Here is a 16123-nt window from a genome sequence, read left to right as displayed (position 1 = left end):
TCTCGTTTTTATTTATGGCACGTACTTCGTTACAAATTCAGTGACTTTTTTCTGATACATCGCAGGATCAGTGCTCAGAGCCTCCGCATGCCCAGCGCCATGCACGACATATTTTTCCTTTGGTCCCTTGGTCGCATTATAGACCTCATCCAGCATTGAATAGGGAACGAAATCGTCCTTATCGCCATGAATGAAGAGCATCGGGCGATCATTCTTTTTCAATTGTTTCATCGAATCTGCTTCACCGAAAAAGTAGCCAGCACGAACCTTTGTTACTAAGCTAGTCACTGGAATCAGTGGGAAGGAGGGCAGATTGAACATGTCTTTTAATTGATAGCTCAGTTCACCATTCACTGAGCTGTACCCGCAGTCTTCCACGAAGGCTTTGACGTTATCCGGCAGTTTTTCACCGCTGGTCATCATGACAGTCGCTCCCCCCATACTGACTCCATGAAGCACGATTTCAGACTGAGGATCCTGCTTGACGACACGATTGATCCATTGCTGGTAATCTTTTCGTTCTGGCCAGCCAAATCCGATGTAGTCACCTTCACTTTTTCCGTGACCACGGGCATCAGGCATCAATACATTGTAGCCGAGGTCATGATAAATCTTGGCATACTGCGGCATATCTGAGGCTTGTCCCATATAGCCATGAGCTATGATTGCTGTTTTGTGTTGCTCTTTTTCAGCTGGCAGATAATAAGCGGATAGTTTCAGCCCCTCCGAGGAAGTCAGCTGCCAGTCTGTACGATTATTTTTATTGTTGAACCAATCTTCAGCAGCTATCAACTCCGCTGACTTTTTAGCCGATCCGTCAGACAGAAAATCTTTTTCATCCGGAACGACCGCGTATGAATAGAAATAATTTCCTGCGGCGATCAGTGCAATTACTAAGATTAAGACAATTCCTAAAATGATCTTTGTTGTTTTCTTCATTTCTTCCCCCTACAAACTTATCATAAGCAGTATAAAAAAATTCTCACTGCATAGCAAGTTCACAAACTGGCGTATTTACAGGCAAACACATTCATGAGAAAATGTAGCAGAGTTTAGAGCAGGATATCAGATCTACTTTTCAGAGATAATAAAGTTCGAGGGATAATCCTTAATTGTTAGGCTTATTAAGCAGGAGCAATTTAGCAGAATGATATACGGTATTAGGAGTAGGGAGTAATCAGATGAAAAAAAAGAAAATTACCATTAAAGAGGTTGCCCAACAGTCTGGGGTTTCGATCGCTACCGTTTCACAGATTTTAAACGGCAACGAGCAAAAATTCAGTCCAAAAACGGTCGAAAAAGTGTTGGCAGCTAAGGCCGAGTTGAATTATGAACCTGATTACTTTGCCCGGCGGATGATTGTGAAAAAAAGTAAAACGATCGGGGTTTTGATTCCTGATATCACCAACCCTTTCTTTAGCACTTTAGTGCGCGGTATCGAAGGGGTTTTGTATCGTGAAAATTTTATTACTATGCTATGTAATGCGGATTTTGACACAAAAAAAGAGACGGATTATTTGGAAGAGCTCAGTCGTCGCGGGGTCGACGGCTATATCATCGCTAGTTCAGCAATTTCCAACCAAGCCATCAATGACAGCTTGCGTAAAAAAAATCTGCCGTATATTGTTTTAGATCAGAAGAAGGCGGAGGGCTTTAGCGATGCCGTCTTGACGGATGATTATGCTGGTGGAAAGCTTGCTGGCGAACATTTGAGTCAGCTGGGACATCAAAAGGTAGCAATCGTTCTACCTGAAGATGCGACAGAAAATATCCGGACGCGGTTGACAGGTTTTCAAGAGATGTATCCTGATGTAGTCCTGATTCATGGGGAGTTGTCTAAAGCTGGCGGGCGAAAAGCAGCGGAAGAGATCGTTAAGACCGATGTAACGGCGATTTTTGCCATTAATGATGAATTGGCTTTTGGGATCTATTTGGGTTTGGCTGATTTAGGGAAGAAAATCCCGCAAGATTACAGTGTGATCGGGTATGATAATATCGATATGTGTGAATACGTGACTCCACAGCTAACGACGATCGCACAGCCGATTTATGAATTGGGTCAAACGACGGCAGAATTGTTATTGGATAGAATCGCACAGCCTGAGAAAAATTGGGAAGAGCAAACCTTGCCAGTTCAACTGATTCAACGTTTTTCGACAGCACACTTGAAATAGCTTTCAAGCTGTGCTATATTTTTGGTGTCGAATTAAAACGTTTTAATAAAACGTTTTAATTTCCGAGCAAATGAATGAACTAAAAGAATAAGAAATGGAGTGAACAAAATGAATACGATTACAATCATTGGGAGTATCAACTTGGACCGCACGATTCGCGTGAAGCAAATGCCGAAACCGGGTGAAACGATGCATACAAAAGAGATTTTTTCTGCTGGCGGCGGTAAAGGTGCTAACCAAGCTGTTGCGGCTAAACGCTCGGAAGCAGTTACGAATTTTATTGGGGCCATCGGAAATGACGAAGCCGGCGACATGATGCGGGAGCTTTTATCAGAAGAAGGCATCGAATTAGCTGGTGTCCAAACATTGGAAAAACAAGCGACTGGTCAGGCCTATATCATTGTGGATGATCAAGGGGAAAACAGTATTATGATCCATTCAGGTGCCAACAACGCCTTCACGCCGCAACAAGTCCAAGAGCACGCGGATTTGATCAAAGCCAGTGATTTTGTGATTGCTCAATTTGAAAGCACTTTAGAAAGTACGGTCGAAGCCTTTACAATCGCTCGAGAAGCTGGAGTAAAAACAATTCTAAATCCAGCACCGGCGTTAGAAAACGTACCAGAAGAATTATTGAAAGTCACAGACATGATCATCCCGAATGAAACGGAAACAGAAATTTTAACGGGGATCAAAGTCACAGATGAAGCGAGCCTAAAAGCTGCAGCTGAACATTTGCATCAGCTAGGAATTGAAGCAGTGATTATCACGATCGGCAGCAAGGGTGCCTTCTACGATGTACAAGGACGCAACGGAATCGTTCCAGCCTTCAAGGTTAACGCGGTGGATACGACCGCAGCTGGTGATACCTTTATTGGCGCGATGAGCAGTGTGTTAGCGAAAGACTTCAGTAACCTAGAGCAGGTAATCGAATACGGAAATAAAGCCTCTTCTTTAACGGTTCAACGATTTGGTGCGCAGCCTTCTATTCCTTATAAAAATGAACTAAAGTAACGAAAGGATTTTTTACTATGAAAAAAAGCAAAGTTATCAACTCAGATATTTCACGTGTGATCGCACAAATGGGTCACTTTGACCAAATCAGCATTGGCGATGCCGGTATGCCGGTTCCTATGACAACAGAAAAAATTGATCTAGCCGTCGACAATGGCATCCCAAGTTTCATGGATGTTCTGAATAATGTGCTGGAAGAATTAGAAGTTCAACGGATTTACTTAGCAGAGGAAATCAAAACAGAAAATCCTGAAATGTTGAAAAAGATTCAAGACCGTTTACCAGAAACTCCTGTGACCTTTATTCCTCATAGTGAGATGAAAGCAGCCTTACACGATAGTCGGGCATTCATTCGCACGGGAGAGATGACTCCTTATGCCAATATTTTATTGGAGAGCGGCGTCGTATTTTAAGCATAATCACAAGGGGGAATTAGTATGAATACAACAGCGATCTTGATTGGTTTAGGTCCATTACTCGGTTGGGGACTTTTCCCTACCATTGCATCAAAAATAGGTGGCCGGCCAGTCAATCAAATTTTAGGTACGACCTTAGGCACGTTGATCTTTGCACTCGTCTTTTTCGTAATGAATGGCATGAGTTTTCCAACGGGGATGGATCTGTTCTTTTCGATCCTCTCAGGTGTTGGCTGGGCGATTGCTCAGATCATTACCTTTCAATCCTTCACGTTAATCGGCTCATCACGAGCGATGCCGATCACGACAGCCTTTCAATTATTGGGCGCTTCATTGTGGGGTGTTTTTGCATTAGGTGATTGGCCTGGTCTGAACGCCAAATTATTAGGCGGCTTCGCTCTAGTCCTAATCATTTTAGGTGCATGGATGACGGTTTGGACGGAAGAAAAAACACAGGAAAAAGCCAGCAGCTTGAAAAAAGCCGTACTCTTGTTAGCTGTTGGTGAGATCGGTTATTGGGCTTATTCGGCCGCACCACAAGCAACCAATATTGATGGGATGCATGCGTTCTTACCACAAGCCATCGGGATGCTCTTAGTCGCTCTTGTCTACTCAGTAATTTTAGGCGTAAAGGACAAAGACAAATCGGCGCTGGCAGAAACAGTTTCTTATAAACACATTTTTTCAGGGTTCTTCTTTGCTTTTGCAGCATTGACCTATTTGATCTCTGCACAACCGGACATGAATGGTTTGGCAACTGGCTTTATCTTATCACAAACCTCGGTTGTTTTAGCGACCTTGACCGGTATCTGGTTCTTAGGTCAAAAGAAAACGAAAAAAGAAATGACGATTACGATCATCGGACTGGTACTGATTCTAGCTGCCGCTGCGATGACGGTGATGATCTAAAGCTGCCTATCATTGGCAGCTTTTTGAGTTAAATCAAATAAGATTTTCTCCCTTAAATGCTATAATCAAAGAGATAGTGATTTGAAAATTAGAGATTATTTGAGGAATTTCTTCAGCGTTAGAAAGAAGGACAAGCTATGAAGCTGACCGTTTCATTAGATATTTTGGAAGAAGCGTTTTATTATGTGTCGCCAATCAAGCCTGTTTCCACAGTGCCATTAATTTATGCGACTTTTTTGGCGGAAAAGACACAAGTGGCTTATACAATTGAAAATGAACCGAAATTTGCGCGCAAAGTCGAGCGTTCATTCAAGGCCGCATTTCACGAAATCGTGGAGGCAAATCAGGAGTATCGGAAAATTCTTGATCAAGACAAACTATTATCACCGCAAGAACAGTTAACCAAACAAGCCGAATTGGTCGATTCCGTGATAGCAGCGATCCAAAAATATCCTGAATTGGATTTGATCCGTCTAGAATTGGCAGGCAGTTGGCCAGTGTTTCAGACAGAAGCGGGTCATTTAGATCTCGCAGAGTAAGCACGTATCTTTGGCATAGCAGCAAGAGATGTTACAGTTAAATTGAAAGGGTGAAGAAAATGGAACTTACATATTTTGAAGGACAAGCAGCATTCTTAGAGGATTATCAAAAAGTTGCTAAGGCAGCAACGATTGATCAGCAGCAAGTAGTCGATGATGTAATGGAAGAATTGAACAAACCGACACCAGACGATCAGCTTTATTACATTTTACCTGGTGATAAAACGGCTAACGGGCAAGCAGTCCGATTTCCCTTCCGGAAAGAATTGATCGCAATGGATGAAGATGCAACAGTTTCAACGCAATTTTTTTATGAAGGATCACCGTACGAATACGAAGTTTTAGAAGAAGAACAACGCTAATACGCAAGGCTTTCAAGTTTAAACGCTTGAAGGTCTTTTTTTGACTTGCTTTAAAAGTAGAAGCTGGTATGATAGATATAATATGGTTTGTTATTTTTTAGCAAGAATGGGAGGTGATGGTCTTGCATGATCGACTAGCAGCAGGGCTATTTCCTGCAAGCAATGAATTAAAACTGAAAGGAAGTTAATGAATTGTTTATTCTTGAAAAGAAAGCGGAACCAGCACAACAAATATGGACACACATCAAACGTCACTATCAGGGGGAGAAAGTAGCAGTTGTTGGAGTCGAGAAGCAATTGCCACAAACCTTCTTACGAAATAAGCAAGTTATTTTTTATGAAATCCTGACTGGACGATCGTTGATAGAAGAAGGAAAACGATTTTTAGACAAATTCTCAAAGGATTATTCTGCTTTTGTCTTTTACGTAGACTGTCCAAATGAAGTCGCAGAACAGCTCATCGAAGCCGGGCGTGCTTTAGGCGTTAGAGTAACGGTTACGGTGGAAGCGAAGGCTGCCTAAGGAATTAGCTATGTGGAAAGAAGTGATTCACCAAAAGACGGTCCAAAATACGGTTTTACGAAGTGGATTACGTCTGTTACATCAAAGTACGTGGCGAAAAAACAAGGACAAAAAAGCATTATTAGAAATTGCCGCTCATTTGCAAAATGTGATGCAGTTACACTTAGACACCACAAACCTAATTGTCGGCGTTCCTGGTTTTGGGAAAGAAGTAACACTGTTGGAGATAAATGAGACAAGGTTTGTTCCTCACTATAGGATTGATCAAGTAGTTGAATCTGCCGAAGGGCATTTTATCAAGCTAAAACGAATAATAACTATATAATTAATACAAAATGGACCCAGTAAAACCTACGTGATAAGAGTGGTTTTACTGGGTCCATTTCAATGGGGACGATATTCTAGAAGATCAAACCTGTAATAATGGCGCTCAAGAAGCTGACCAGACTGGCGCTTAGCAAGATTTTCAACCCATGTTTAGCAACTAAATTGCCTTTTTCTTCATTCAAGCCCTTCATGGCACCGGAAATGATCCCGATGGAGGAGAAGTTGGCGAAGGAAACTAAGAAAACAGAGATGATCGCTGTCGTGCGAGGGGAGAAGTCCCAGTTGCCTTTGGCTAATTCTGTCATGGCAACAAACTCATTCGTTACCAATTTCGTAGCCATTAAACTCCCTGCATCGACTGCTTCATTCCAAGGAATCCCAGTAATGAACGCTAATGGAGCGAAAATGTAACCTAAAATTTCTTGGAAGGTCAAGCCGGTGATCTTAGCGAAAATGAAATTGATCATTGCGATCAAAGCCACAAAACCGATCAACATCGCTGCCACAGTGATCGCTACATGGAAGCCGTCCAAGATATATTCCCCCAACATTTGGAAGAAGGTTTGCTCCTTATCCTCTTCAATCACCAATTCGTCATCTGCCAATTGATAGGGGTTAATGATTGATGCGATGATGAAGCCGCCGAATAAGTTCAAGACAAGCGCAGTAATTACATAACGTGGCTGAATCAACGCCATGTAGGACCCGACAATCGACATCGAAACCGTAGACATCGCCGAGATACTCATGGACGTCAAACGTTGTTCAGACAAAGAAGGCAGCTCCTTTTTAATAGAAATAAAGACTTCCGACTGACCTAAAATCGCTGAAGCAATTCCGTTGTAGGATTCCAATTTGCCCATGCCATTGATTTTGCTAAGGGCTAATCCTACACCTCTCATGAAGAGGGGCAAAATCTTCACGTAACGCAAAATTCCGATGATTGCAGAAATGAAGACGATCGGCATTAAGACATTTAAGAAGAAAGGAAAGCTGCCTTTGTTGGCGATTCCGCCAAAAACAAAATCAACTCCAGAGCCAGCAAACCGCAGCAGTGCATCAAACACACCGGCTAAACCACTAACAATCGTTGTTCCCGCAGTCGTTCGCAACAAAATAAATCCTAATAAAAATTGTAAAACCAGCATAATCAAAATCGGTGAATACCGAATTTTTTTTCGGTCACTGCTAATGACAAAGCTCAATGCCAAGATAAGAATCAAACCAATAATGCCAATAAAACGCAAAAAATCACTCCTAGTTCATAATAATATCCTCATTCATCTGCAAACCAGCAAAATGAATTCGATGTTTACCCATATTTCATTTTGCTGCTTGCCGAAATTAGAAAGCTGATTTCGAAGCTGGTTCATTACTGCAGAACCGGCTTCATAGTTTAAAAATAATCTGAATCAGCTTAGCTTGTTTTTCAAAATTTTGCGAAGATTAACTATGAAAAAAGCGTTTCTATGAACAAATTCTAAAAACGAAAACACTAACAACTTCATTTTAGGGATTTTTGATGATTACAGCTTTTCCTAAAAAAATATGCTATGCTTGAACAGAATTCTGCAGAAAAAGAGGGATGTAGATGGACGGGGAAAACAAGAAGCGAATCTTGCTGCCACGCTATCAGCAAGTAGCAGTAGAGATTGCTGAACGGATTGCAGACCAGCGGTATCAGGTAGGAGAAAAGATTCACGCACGTTCAACGTTAGCCAGTAATTTTAATGTTTCTCCTGAGACAGCTCGCAAGGCGATCAATGTGCTGGTTGATCTCGGGATTATGGAAGTACGTCACGGCAGCGGCGCATATGTGTTGTCACGGGAAAAAGCTAAAGTCTATTTTGAGAAATATCAGGATGTACAATCAGTCCAAGAAATCAAAAATGAGCTTCAAGAAAGTGTTGAAAAACAGAAAAGAGAATTGGAGCATGTGAGTCAGTTATTGAATCAATTATTAGCTCAAACTAAACGTGTTCATAACGTTGCCCCTTTCGTTCCTTATGAGCTGACCTTGACCAATGAGGCGGTTCATTTGAATAGTACAGTTAACGAGCTAAATATTTGGCATGAGACGGGAGCTACGATCATTGCTATTCAGCAAAAGGAGGAGCTGCTATTGTCTCCTGGTCCATATGCTAAAATTTGTGCTGGCGATACTTTGTTTTTCGTTGGAGATGAACTGGTATTGCAACGAATGCAGCACTTGTTTTACCCAGAAAATGGGTCTAAATAAATCGCACGTAAAAGAGCCAATACGTTGGTTCTTTTACGTGCGATTTTTTACTATGTTAGTAGCTTTATAGCGACAAAATATTAAGAAATGATAACGCTTGCTATCTTATAGAAGCTATTTTTTTACTATTTATTCGTGACATGAGAGACTTGACTAAGTCTACTAATAATTTTAGCGAAATGGAGGATTTACTATGCAGAAAGAATTACCGCAGTCTCTGAAGGACGTTGCAGTGTTCCCAGAAGACCCACGTTATGACAAAGTTCGCTCAAATGATTTTAAAGTAGGTCAGCCCGAAATTGTTATTTTAGCCGAGACAGAAGAACAAGTCATAGAAACGATTAACTATACAGCTAGAATCAGGCAGGATCAGAACGAGAAATTTCCATTATCAGTCAGATGTGGTGGTCATGGCTTGGCTGCTACCTCAGTAAATGATCAAGGAGTGATTCTGGATCTTTCGCAAATGAATCAGATAAGTGTCGTTGATAAAGAGAAAGGGCTTGTCAACGTTCAAGCGGGTGCCCTCTGGGGAGATGTCGCAGTAAAGCTGCATTCTGATCAATTAGTTATTTCCAGTGGTGACCACGGAGATACAGGTGTGGGTGGATTAGCAGTATCTGGCGGTATGGGAACCATTTTACGCTCCTTTGGACTAACCATTGATAAAGTTATCGAAGCAACGATTATAACGGCAGATGGTAAAAAACACATTGTGAATAAAGAGAACGAACCTGACCTTTTTTGGGGGATTCGTGGGGGCGGCGGGCAGTTTGGCGTCGTGACCGAATTTCTTTTCCAAGCAGACAAGGCGACTGCAGTGAATTCGAAAATTGCCAATCCAATGATTGTACAAACGATTAACTACTCGATAACGGATCTTTTTGAATTTATTCAAGGATGGCACAATTGGTTTAAAACTGCTTCAAATAAATTAACAAGCACGTTATTTTTAAATAAGGGCCCCGATCAGACGATTACTGTACAAACACGAAATTTTTGGTATGGAGAAGAAACAAGTGAATCGAAGAATGTATTGGAACAAGCGCTTCAACTAGGCACTGTTTCAACAACTACTGAAATTTTGATGAACTACTCTGATTTCTTTCCGGATGAGCATGCTCGTATTGAAGGAAAAAATCCGGTATTCGCAAAAAATACATTAGTGACACATATCCCGCAAGAAATCGCGGTAGAAATAGAAAAACTGTTGGAGCTGTCATTTGTTTATGGTATAGAATTACGAGCACTTGGTGGCGCCGTCAATGAAAAAACTGCTGATTTTAACGCGTGGCCTTTTAGAGAGGCTGAAATAATGATTGCTTATTTTTTTAATAAGGAATACACCGATCAAGCAATTCAATTATTTCAACCAATCCAAGAATTTGGGCAAGGTGTGTACGGCGCTTATTCAAGTGACACGAGTCAGGAAGAGAATGCGCGGGTTTGGCCAGGTGCAACAGGAAAGAAAATAAAAGAAGTAAAGGAAAAATATGATCCGACGAATCTGTTTGATCAAAATCGTGAGTTATAGGATCTTTTTCTTCAGTTGATGGGAATCCAAGAGTAAAATCTAGGATTCCTTTTTTAGTGCTCATTTTCGGTTTACAGAAAATTTTCTGCATCTTCTTTGACAAAAGTGACCACATGATGTTAGTGTTGTATGGTCACTTTTTAAGAGGAGGATATTTTTTGAGTAAAGTTAAGGTAGAACATTTAACCAAAATTTTCGGTAAGAAGCAGCAGCAAGCTCTCGCGATGATCAAAGAAAATCGCGATAAGAATGAGATTGTGGAGCAAACTGGTGCGACCGTTGGTGTATATGACGCAAGTTTTGAAGTCGAAGAAGGAGAAATTTTCGTTATCATGGGACTTTCCGGCAGCGGAAAATCCACGATGATTCGTTTATTAAATCGGTTGATTGACCCAACCTCTGGGGAGATCTACATCGATGGCGAAAATATTGCCCAAATGGATAAAGAAGCACTGCGGGAAGTGCGTCGCCATAAAATCAATATGGTTTTTCAAAATTTTGGACTATTTCCCCATCGAACGATTTTAGAAAATACAGAATACGGTCTCGAAGTGCGGGGCGTTCCCAAGGTAGAACGTCAAGCATTGGCTGAACAAGCACTGGATAATTCAGGCTTGTTGACCTTTAAGGATCAATACCCAAATCAACTTTCCGGTGGGATGCAACAGCGAGTCGGCTTAGCGCGGGCTTTAGCAAACGATCCCGAGATTTTATTGATGGATGAAGCTTTCTCAGCGTTAGATCCATTGATTCGCCGGGAAATGCAAGATGAGTTGTTGGACTTACAAGCAAACGTACAAAAAACAATTATTTTTATCACCCACGATTTAAATGAAGCGCTACGGATCGGTGATCGGATCGCCTTGATGAAGGATGGTCAAATCATGCAGATCGGTACGGGGGAAGAAATCTTGACCCACCCAGCGAACCAATACGTTCGTGATTTCGTGGAGGATGTCGATCGTTCGAAAGTACTTACGGCACAAAACATCATGGTTCCAGCTTTGACGACCAATATCGAAGTTGATGGACCAAATGTTGCGTTGAATCGAATGCGTAAAGAAGAAGTCAGCATGCTTTTAGCAGTTGACCGTAAGCGTAAGCTGAAGGGCAGCCTGACAGCGGATAAAGCGCGGGAAGCGCGTAAGAATAATTTAGAGCTGAAAGACGTTATTGATAAAAATGTCCGCCGTATTCCGAAAGACATGCTGGTCACTGATATTTTCAATCTGATTTTTGATTCTCCGGCACCGCTAGCCGTAGTTGAAGGCGACCGTTTAGTCGGTGTTGTCATTCGCGGCAGTGTGTTAGAGGCGTTAGCAGATACAGAAACAGAAGAGGTGATCGCAAATGTTTAGTATTTTACAACAAGCTTTACCTGTCGCAGATTGGGTCGAGGGCTTTACCGATTGGCTGACCGGAACCTTTGCGGGGCTGTTCTCAGCCCTACAGCATGCCGGACAGTTTTTAATGGATGGGATGACCAATCTATTAACGATGATTCCGCCATTACTATTGATTCTCGTTTTAACAGTTGCCGCCTTTTTCATTTCCAATAAAAAATGGGGGTTGACGAGCTTTACGTTGATTGGCTTACTCTTTATCTACAATCAAGGATTATGGATTGATTTAATGAGTACCGTCACATTGGTTCTTTTATCTAGTGTACTGTCGATCATCATTGGAGTACCGCTAGGGATCTTGATGGCGAAAAATGAGACAGCCAAAAAGATCATTACACCGATCTTAGACTTTATGCAGACGATGCCTGGATTCGTGTATTTGATTCCGGCTGTGGCTTTCTTTGGGATCGGAATGGTACCCGGCGTGTTCGCATCAGTCATTTTTGCATTACCGCCAACCGTGCGTTTTACCAATTTAGGGATTCGTCAAATTCCGAAAGAATTGGTGGAAGCTTCTGATTCATTCGGTGGCACCAGCAAACAAAAATTATTTAAATTAGAATTGCCATTAGCCAAAAGCACGATTTTAGCAGGGATTAACCAAACAACGATGCTGGCCTTATCGATGGTCGTAATCGCATCAATGATTGGTGCGCCTGGTCTCGGTCGCGGTGTCTTGTCTGCTTTGCAGCGAGCACAAGTCGGTAATGGTTTTGTGAACGGTCTGGCGCTAGTTATTTTAGCGATCATCATTGACCGTTTTACCCAGAATATCAATAAGCCGAAACAACAGGCGGCTGAAAAAATGCCGAAAACGAAAAAACGTAAGATCGGGATTGCCGCTGGCGTAGTTGCAGCAATTGTATTGCTTGCTTCTTTTGGTTTTGGTGGATCTTCTACTGAGAACAAAGGCACAATCAATCTGACGTATGTTGAATGGGATACCGAAGTGGCTTCCACTCATGTAGTCGGTGAAGTCCTAAAAGAAATGGGCTACAACGTCAACATGACGCCGCTGGATAATGCGATCATGTGGGAATCTGTCGCAAAAGGCGAATCAGATGCGATGGTCGCTGCTTGGCTACCGAATACGCATAAATCACAATATGCCCAGTATAAGGATCAAGTGGATGACTTAGGAGTCAACTTAAAGGGAGCCAAGGTGGGAATCGTTGTTCCAGATTACATGGATGTCAATTCTATTGAAGAGTTGACCGATCAAGCCAATAAAACAATCACAGGAATCGAACCTGGTGCCGGTGTCGTAAATGCAGCGGAAAATACATTGAAGGCTTATCCCAATTTAGCGGATTGGAAAGTTTCCACTTCCTCTTCAGGTGCCATGACAGTCGCACTTGGTCAAGCCATCAAGAAGAAACAACCAATCTTAATTACTGGTTGGTCGCCTCACTGGATGTTCGCGAAGTACGGTTTGAAGTATTTGGAGGATCCGAAGGGTGCCATGGGTACGGAAGAAGCGATTCATACGATGGCTCGTAAAGGTCTGAAGGATGACCAGCCTGAGGCATACAAGGTATTGGACAACTTTAATTGGAACCAAAAAGACATGGAAAGTGTTATGCTGGCAATTAATGAAGGAAAAGATCCTTCGCAAGCAGCTAAGGATTGGATCCAAGATCATCAAAAAGTAGTCGATGAATGGAAGAAATAGCATAGATAGAAACTGCTGATCAAGTCGATCAGCAGTTTTTTCGTCTGATTAATAAATAGAAATAATTTCATAAATATTTTCAAAAAAGAATGATTTCTATTAATTAGTGTTTTCATGATTAATGATGAAAAAAGGATGTCTTTAAACAATGCGGAAAATTTACTATTATGAATATAAGAGATAGTGAGGAGGTCAGCGCAACGTTGTAAGTCTTTCCTTTACACTGTTGCCTAATTAAAAAAAGTCTACCATTAAAACGAGTAAGGATGTCAGTTCAACTTTTCGCAAACTACTTAATCAGAGAAGTATGTAACCGGCTTAGCGCATCAACGCTCAAACACTTTAGTTGAATGATATACGGTATTCGAATAGAACTAATTTTTCACTTGTGAAAAATTAATACTTTAAAACGAATAAGGATGTCAGTTCAACTTTTCGCAAACTACTTAATCAGAGAAGTATGTAACCAGCTTAGCGCATCAACGTTCAAGCACTTTAGTTGAATGATATACGGCATTCGAATAGAACTAATTTTTCACTTGTGAAAAATTAATACTTTAAAACGAATAAGGAGGTGGGAAAATGGATAAGAGTATGCGGCGGCGAAATCAATTGTTGTCTTTACTTCTTTCTGAAAGCGATTACAAAGCGACGGATTATTTTAGTGAGAAGTTAGAAGTCTCTACAAGAACAATTTTGAATGATGTTAATTTTTTGAATGAGGAGCTAGTCAAGAAGGAGATCGAAATTGTCAAGGTACCGCGGCATGGGATCAAGCTGGTTGGGACAGAAGGGAATGTCAATCGTATTGGTGCGTTGACCTTGGAGAACGACGGGGATGCCTATGATGTGCTGGGGAGAAGAGAAGCGATCTTTCGCCGATTATTTATGAAGCCAGAAGGGCAATTACTAGAAACCTTGGAAAAAGAATTTTTTATCTCAGATTCGACGTTAAAGAAAGACTTGGATTATCTTCAGCGTTATCTTCGCCACTTTGGGGTCAAGATTTGTCAAAGCAGACGAAAAGTCATCCTTAAAGGATCAGAGGTCGATGTTCAGCAGTCTTACCAGAATTTTTTGATGACGAAGTTTCCTGATACGTTACTAGTAAATAATGACGAACTGTTGCTCCAACTAGAAAATTATTTTCCGAAGCAACTGATTCAGTTGGTCAAAGATACCTTAGAAAAGTTTTCGGACATGTTCTACAGCGATATTTCGAATAAGTATTTTTCAGCAATTTTTCTTACATTTTTATGTTTACTTACGCGAGCAGAACAGGGCTGTCATATGACGATCGAGGAGAAGAAGAAAAGCGAGTTGGAAGACTTGGCTCTTTATACCCAAACTTATGAAATCTGCGCCTTTATTTCTGCCAACAGTGCGATCGAACTTTGGTACCCCGACATTTATCACCTGTCTGAAACGTTGTATGCCATGAATATCAAGCCTTTTTATAAATCAAGCAAGCGCTACAGTGATTGTTATCAAGAAGCGGTGGAGGAACTGATGGCTGACCTGGGAAATTTATTGAACATTGATTTTTCTGGTGATCAGGAACTGCATGAATCACTAATGAGTCATATTGTACCGATGATTTACCGTCTGCGTCGCAATATTTTGATCAAAAATCCTTTTATGGAGGAAATCAAAAACCGCTATTTATTACTTTATTCCATGATGTGTTATGCCACTAGTAGTTTGGCTCAGCGTTTTTCGATCGAGATTACTGGTGATGAGATTTCCTTTTTAGTGATTTATTTTCAAGTGTCCTTGGAAAGAAAGTATGGTGTAAGTTTCCGCAATATTTATGTTGTTTTATCACGGGGGTTGATCACAAGTGATTTGATTTATACAAAAATTCGCCGAATCATTCCCCATACCGATAAGGTGATTCAATTGACCACCAAGGAGTTCGAACAGGTAACCTTGAATTCTCGTGATGTTGTCGTCACCACCGACCCGAGTGTCAAGGCCAGAAATGTCGTCTATATTTCTCCCATGATCAAAGATGAGGAAATTAGCCGGATTGTCCATACCTATTACAAACGATACCACGCGACAGGAAAAGAAAAAACACAGGCACGGCAGCAATGGATTAACCCAGAGCTTGTTTTTCTTCGACAGCACGTGGAGAACAAAGAAGAATGCTTGAATTTCATGATTGAAAAATATCAGGAGCTGGGAATCGCGAAGAAAAATTTTGGTGAATCAGTTTGGGTCAGAGAAAAATTAGGCGATACCAGTTTTTCCGTTAGTGTGGCGATTCCCCATGCAGATCCCAGTGAAGTGAATCAAACCTCGATCGGGATCATGACCTTGGATAAAAAGATCAATTGGGGGATCAACAACGTCAATGTTATTCTATTTTTTGCTATTTCAGATACGGATATCGATGCGGCGAAGAGCAAGATTACAGGATTGCTTGAATTTATCGAGAAGGAGGAGAACGTGGAGCAGTTGATTCAAGCAACAGATAAACAGACACTATTGGAATTAGTGATGGGTGAAGGGAGTGCAATCTAAGTGGCTGACTTTTGGGATGAAATGTACTTAGATGAACATTTGGTAGATTTGGAAATCGATGCGTCAGATAACTTTTCAGCATTGGCGGCATTAGCAGGCTGTCTTGAGAAAAATCAATGTGTGAATGGCGAATTCAGCCAAGCAATCCAAGAACGGGAAAAAGAATTTTCAACAGGACTGCCGTTAGAACATGTTGGGGTTGCGATTCCTCATACGGATTCCGAGTATGTGTTCAAGCAATCGATGGCGATCGGTATTTTAAAGAACCCCGTGATGTTTGAAATGATGGGGTCGCCGGAAGTCTTGGTACCGGTCAAGATCATGTTCATGCTAGCGATCAAGGAACCCAAGAAACAATTGGAATTTCTCCAAGCATTGATCGACATGTTCCAAACAGACGAAAAGGTCTTAGCGATTATTCAAGCGAAAACGGCAACGGAAGCCGTGAAAAAAATAAAACAGAATTTAAATTAAGGACGTGGGAAA

16 protein-coding genes are annotated in these 16123 nt (G+C 41.4%); 14 read left to right on the top strand and 2 right to left on the bottom strand.

Annotated features, from left to right (window positions below; translation table 11 throughout):
• Window positions 1-12: 12 nt before the first annotated feature.
• Window positions 13-939: an alpha/beta hydrolase gene (locus AC4J95_RS01430; protein WP_494548302.1), complete on the bottom strand. Its 927-nt coding sequence runs from the start codon at window positions 937-939 to the stop codon at window positions 13-15.
• 242 nt (window positions 940-1181) lie between these two features.
• On the opposite strand from AC4J95_RS01430, the gene rbsR reads away from it, so the two are divergent.
• The 8 genes from rbsR to AC4J95_RS01390 all read left to right on the top strand — a co-directional run bounded on the left by rbsR (window position 1182) and on the right by AC4J95_RS01390 (window position 6261).
• Window positions 1182-2174, top strand: a complete 993-nt coding sequence (gene rbsR / locus AC4J95_RS01425) for a ribose utilization transcriptional repressor RbsR (RefSeq protein WP_494548301.1) — start codon at window positions 1182-1184, stop codon at window positions 2172-2174.
• A 108-nt stretch (window positions 2175-2282) separates the two neighbouring features.
• Window positions 2283-3188, top strand: a complete 906-nt coding sequence (rbsK, locus tag AC4J95_RS01420) for a ribokinase (protein WP_494548300.1) — start codon at window positions 2283-2285, stop codon at window positions 3186-3188.
• A gap of 17 nt (window positions 3189-3205) precedes the next feature.
• Entirely contained in the window at window positions 3206-3601 is a 396-nt protein-coding gene (rbsD, locus tag AC4J95_RS01415) for a D-ribose pyranase (RefSeq protein ID WP_316402269.1), read from the top strand.
• 24 nt (window positions 3602-3625) lie between these two features.
• Window positions 3626-4513 carry a ribose/proton symporter RbsU gene (gene rbsU / locus AC4J95_RS01410; protein ID WP_494548299.1) on the top strand — a complete coding sequence of 296 codons (888 nt, stop codon included), beginning with the start codon at window positions 3626-3628 and terminating at the stop codon, window positions 4511-4513.
• Between the two features lie 137 nt (window positions 4514-4650).
• Entirely contained in the window at window positions 4651-5052 is a 402-nt protein-coding gene (locus AC4J95_RS01405; protein ID WP_494548298.1) for a hypothetical protein, read from the top strand.
• A gap of 59 nt (window positions 5053-5111) precedes the next feature.
• On the top strand, window positions 5112-5414 hold the full coding sequence (locus AC4J95_RS01400; protein ID WP_016179338.1) for a DUF5960 family protein: 303 nt from the start codon (window positions 5112-5114) through the stop codon (window positions 5412-5414).
• Window positions 5415-5606: 192 nt separating this feature from the next.
• Window positions 5607-5936 (top strand): hypothetical protein, encoded by a 330-nt coding sequence (locus AC4J95_RS01395; protein WP_494548297.1) that lies wholly within the window; start codon window positions 5607-5609, stop codon window positions 5934-5936.
• Between the two features lie 10 nt (window positions 5937-5946).
• The gene (locus tag AC4J95_RS01390; RefSeq protein ID WP_494548296.1) at window positions 5947-6261 is read left to right on the top strand and encodes a hypothetical protein; all 315 of its coding nucleotides are present in this window, start codon (window positions 5947-5949) and stop codon (window positions 6259-6261) included.
• A 76-nt stretch (window positions 6262-6337) separates the two neighbouring features.
• Here AC4J95_RS01390 and AC4J95_RS01385 read toward each other — a convergent pair whose 3' ends face one another.
• Entirely contained in the window at window positions 6338-7510 is a 1173-nt protein-coding gene (locus AC4J95_RS01385) for a NupC/NupG family nucleoside CNT transporter (RefSeq protein ID WP_127978173.1), read from the bottom strand.
• Window positions 7511-7854: 344 nt separating this feature from the next.
• Here AC4J95_RS01385 and AC4J95_RS01380 point away from each other — a divergent pair, with 344 nt between their 5' ends.
• The 6 genes from AC4J95_RS01380 (at window position 7855) to AC4J95_RS01355 (ending at window position 16111) form a co-directional block, all read left to right on the top strand.
• Complete coding sequence (locus AC4J95_RS01380; RefSeq protein ID WP_494548295.1) at window positions 7855-8502, top strand: GntR family transcriptional regulator; 648 nt, start codon at window positions 7855-7857, stop codon at window positions 8500-8502.
• Window positions 8503-8695: 193 nt separating this feature from the next.
• Complete coding sequence (locus AC4J95_RS01375; protein ID WP_494548294.1) at window positions 8696-10036, top strand: FAD-binding oxidoreductase; 1341 nt, start codon at window positions 8696-8698, stop codon at window positions 10034-10036.
• Between the two features lie 158 nt (window positions 10037-10194).
• On the top strand, window positions 10195-11394 hold the full coding sequence (locus AC4J95_RS01370; protein ID WP_316402283.1) for a quaternary amine ABC transporter ATP-binding protein: 1200 nt from the start codon (window positions 10195-10197) through the stop codon (window positions 11392-11394).
• Complete coding sequence (locus AC4J95_RS01365) at window positions 11387-13111, top strand: ABC transporter permease/substrate binding protein (protein ID WP_494548293.1); 1725 nt, start codon at window positions 11387-11389, stop codon at window positions 13109-13111. Before AC4J95_RS01370 ends, AC4J95_RS01365 begins: the two co-directional genes overlap by 8 nt.
• 582 nt (window positions 13112-13693) lie before the next feature.
• Entirely contained in the window at window positions 13694-15637 is a 1944-nt protein-coding gene (locus AC4J95_RS01360; protein WP_494548292.1) for a BglG family transcription antiterminator, read from the top strand.
• On the top strand, window positions 15638-16111 hold the full coding sequence (locus AC4J95_RS01355) for a PTS sugar transporter subunit IIA (RefSeq protein ID WP_494548291.1): 474 nt from the start codon (window positions 15638-15640) through the stop codon (window positions 16109-16111).
• The last annotated feature ends 12 nt before the right edge of the window (window positions 16112-16123 follow it).

The sequence above is a fragment of the Enterococcus sp. GPZ-007 genome (assembly GCF_059374735.1).
The sequence above is the reverse complement of the archived record's forward strand: the minus strand, read 5'-3'. Positions and strand labels throughout refer to the sequence as shown.

Excerpts from the sequence above, each read along its gene's own strand:
- AC4J95_RS01365 (WP_494548293.1), top strand. The coding sequence starts at position 11,387 with ATGTTTAGTATTTTACAACAAGCTTTACCTGTCGCAGATTGGGTCGAG.
- AC4J95_RS01400 (WP_016179338.1), top strand. The coding sequence starts at position 5,112 with ATGGAACTTACATATTTTGAAGGACAAGCAGCATTCTTAGAGGATTAT.
- rbsR (WP_494548301.1), top strand. The coding sequence starts at position 1,182 with ATGAAAAAAAAGAAAATTACCATTAAAGAGGTTGCCCAACAGTCTGGG.
- AC4J95_RS01380 (WP_494548295.1), top strand. The coding sequence starts at position 7,855 with ATGGACGGGGAAAACAAGAAGCGAATCTTGCTGCCACGCTATCAGCAA.
- AC4J95_RS01360 (WP_494548292.1), top strand. The coding sequence starts at position 13,694 with ATGGATAAGAGTATGCGGCGGCGAAATCAATTGTTGTCTTTACTTCTT.
- AC4J95_RS01405 (WP_494548298.1), top strand. The coding sequence starts at position 4,651 with ATGAAGCTGACCGTTTCATTAGATATTTTGGAAGAAGCGTTTTATTAT.
- rbsD (WP_316402269.1), top strand. The coding sequence starts at position 3,206 with ATGAAAAAAAGCAAAGTTATCAACTCAGATATTTCACGTGTGATCGCA.
- AC4J95_RS01375 (WP_494548294.1), top strand. The coding sequence starts at position 8,696 with ATGCAGAAAGAATTACCGCAGTCTCTGAAGGACGTTGCAGTGTTCCCA.
- rbsU (WP_494548299.1), top strand. The coding sequence starts at position 3,626 with ATGAATACAACAGCGATCTTGATTGGTTTAGGTCCATTACTCGGTTGG.
- rbsK (WP_494548300.1), top strand. The coding sequence starts at position 2,283 with ATGAATACGATTACAATCATTGGGAGTATCAACTTGGACCGCACGATT.
- AC4J95_RS01390 (WP_494548296.1), top strand. The coding sequence starts at position 5,947 with ATGTGGAAAGAAGTGATTCACCAAAAGACGGTCCAAAATACGGTTTTA.
- AC4J95_RS01430 (WP_494548302.1), bottom strand. The coding sequence starts at position 939 with ATGAAGAAAACAACAAAGATCATTTTAGGAATTGTCTTAATCTTAGTA.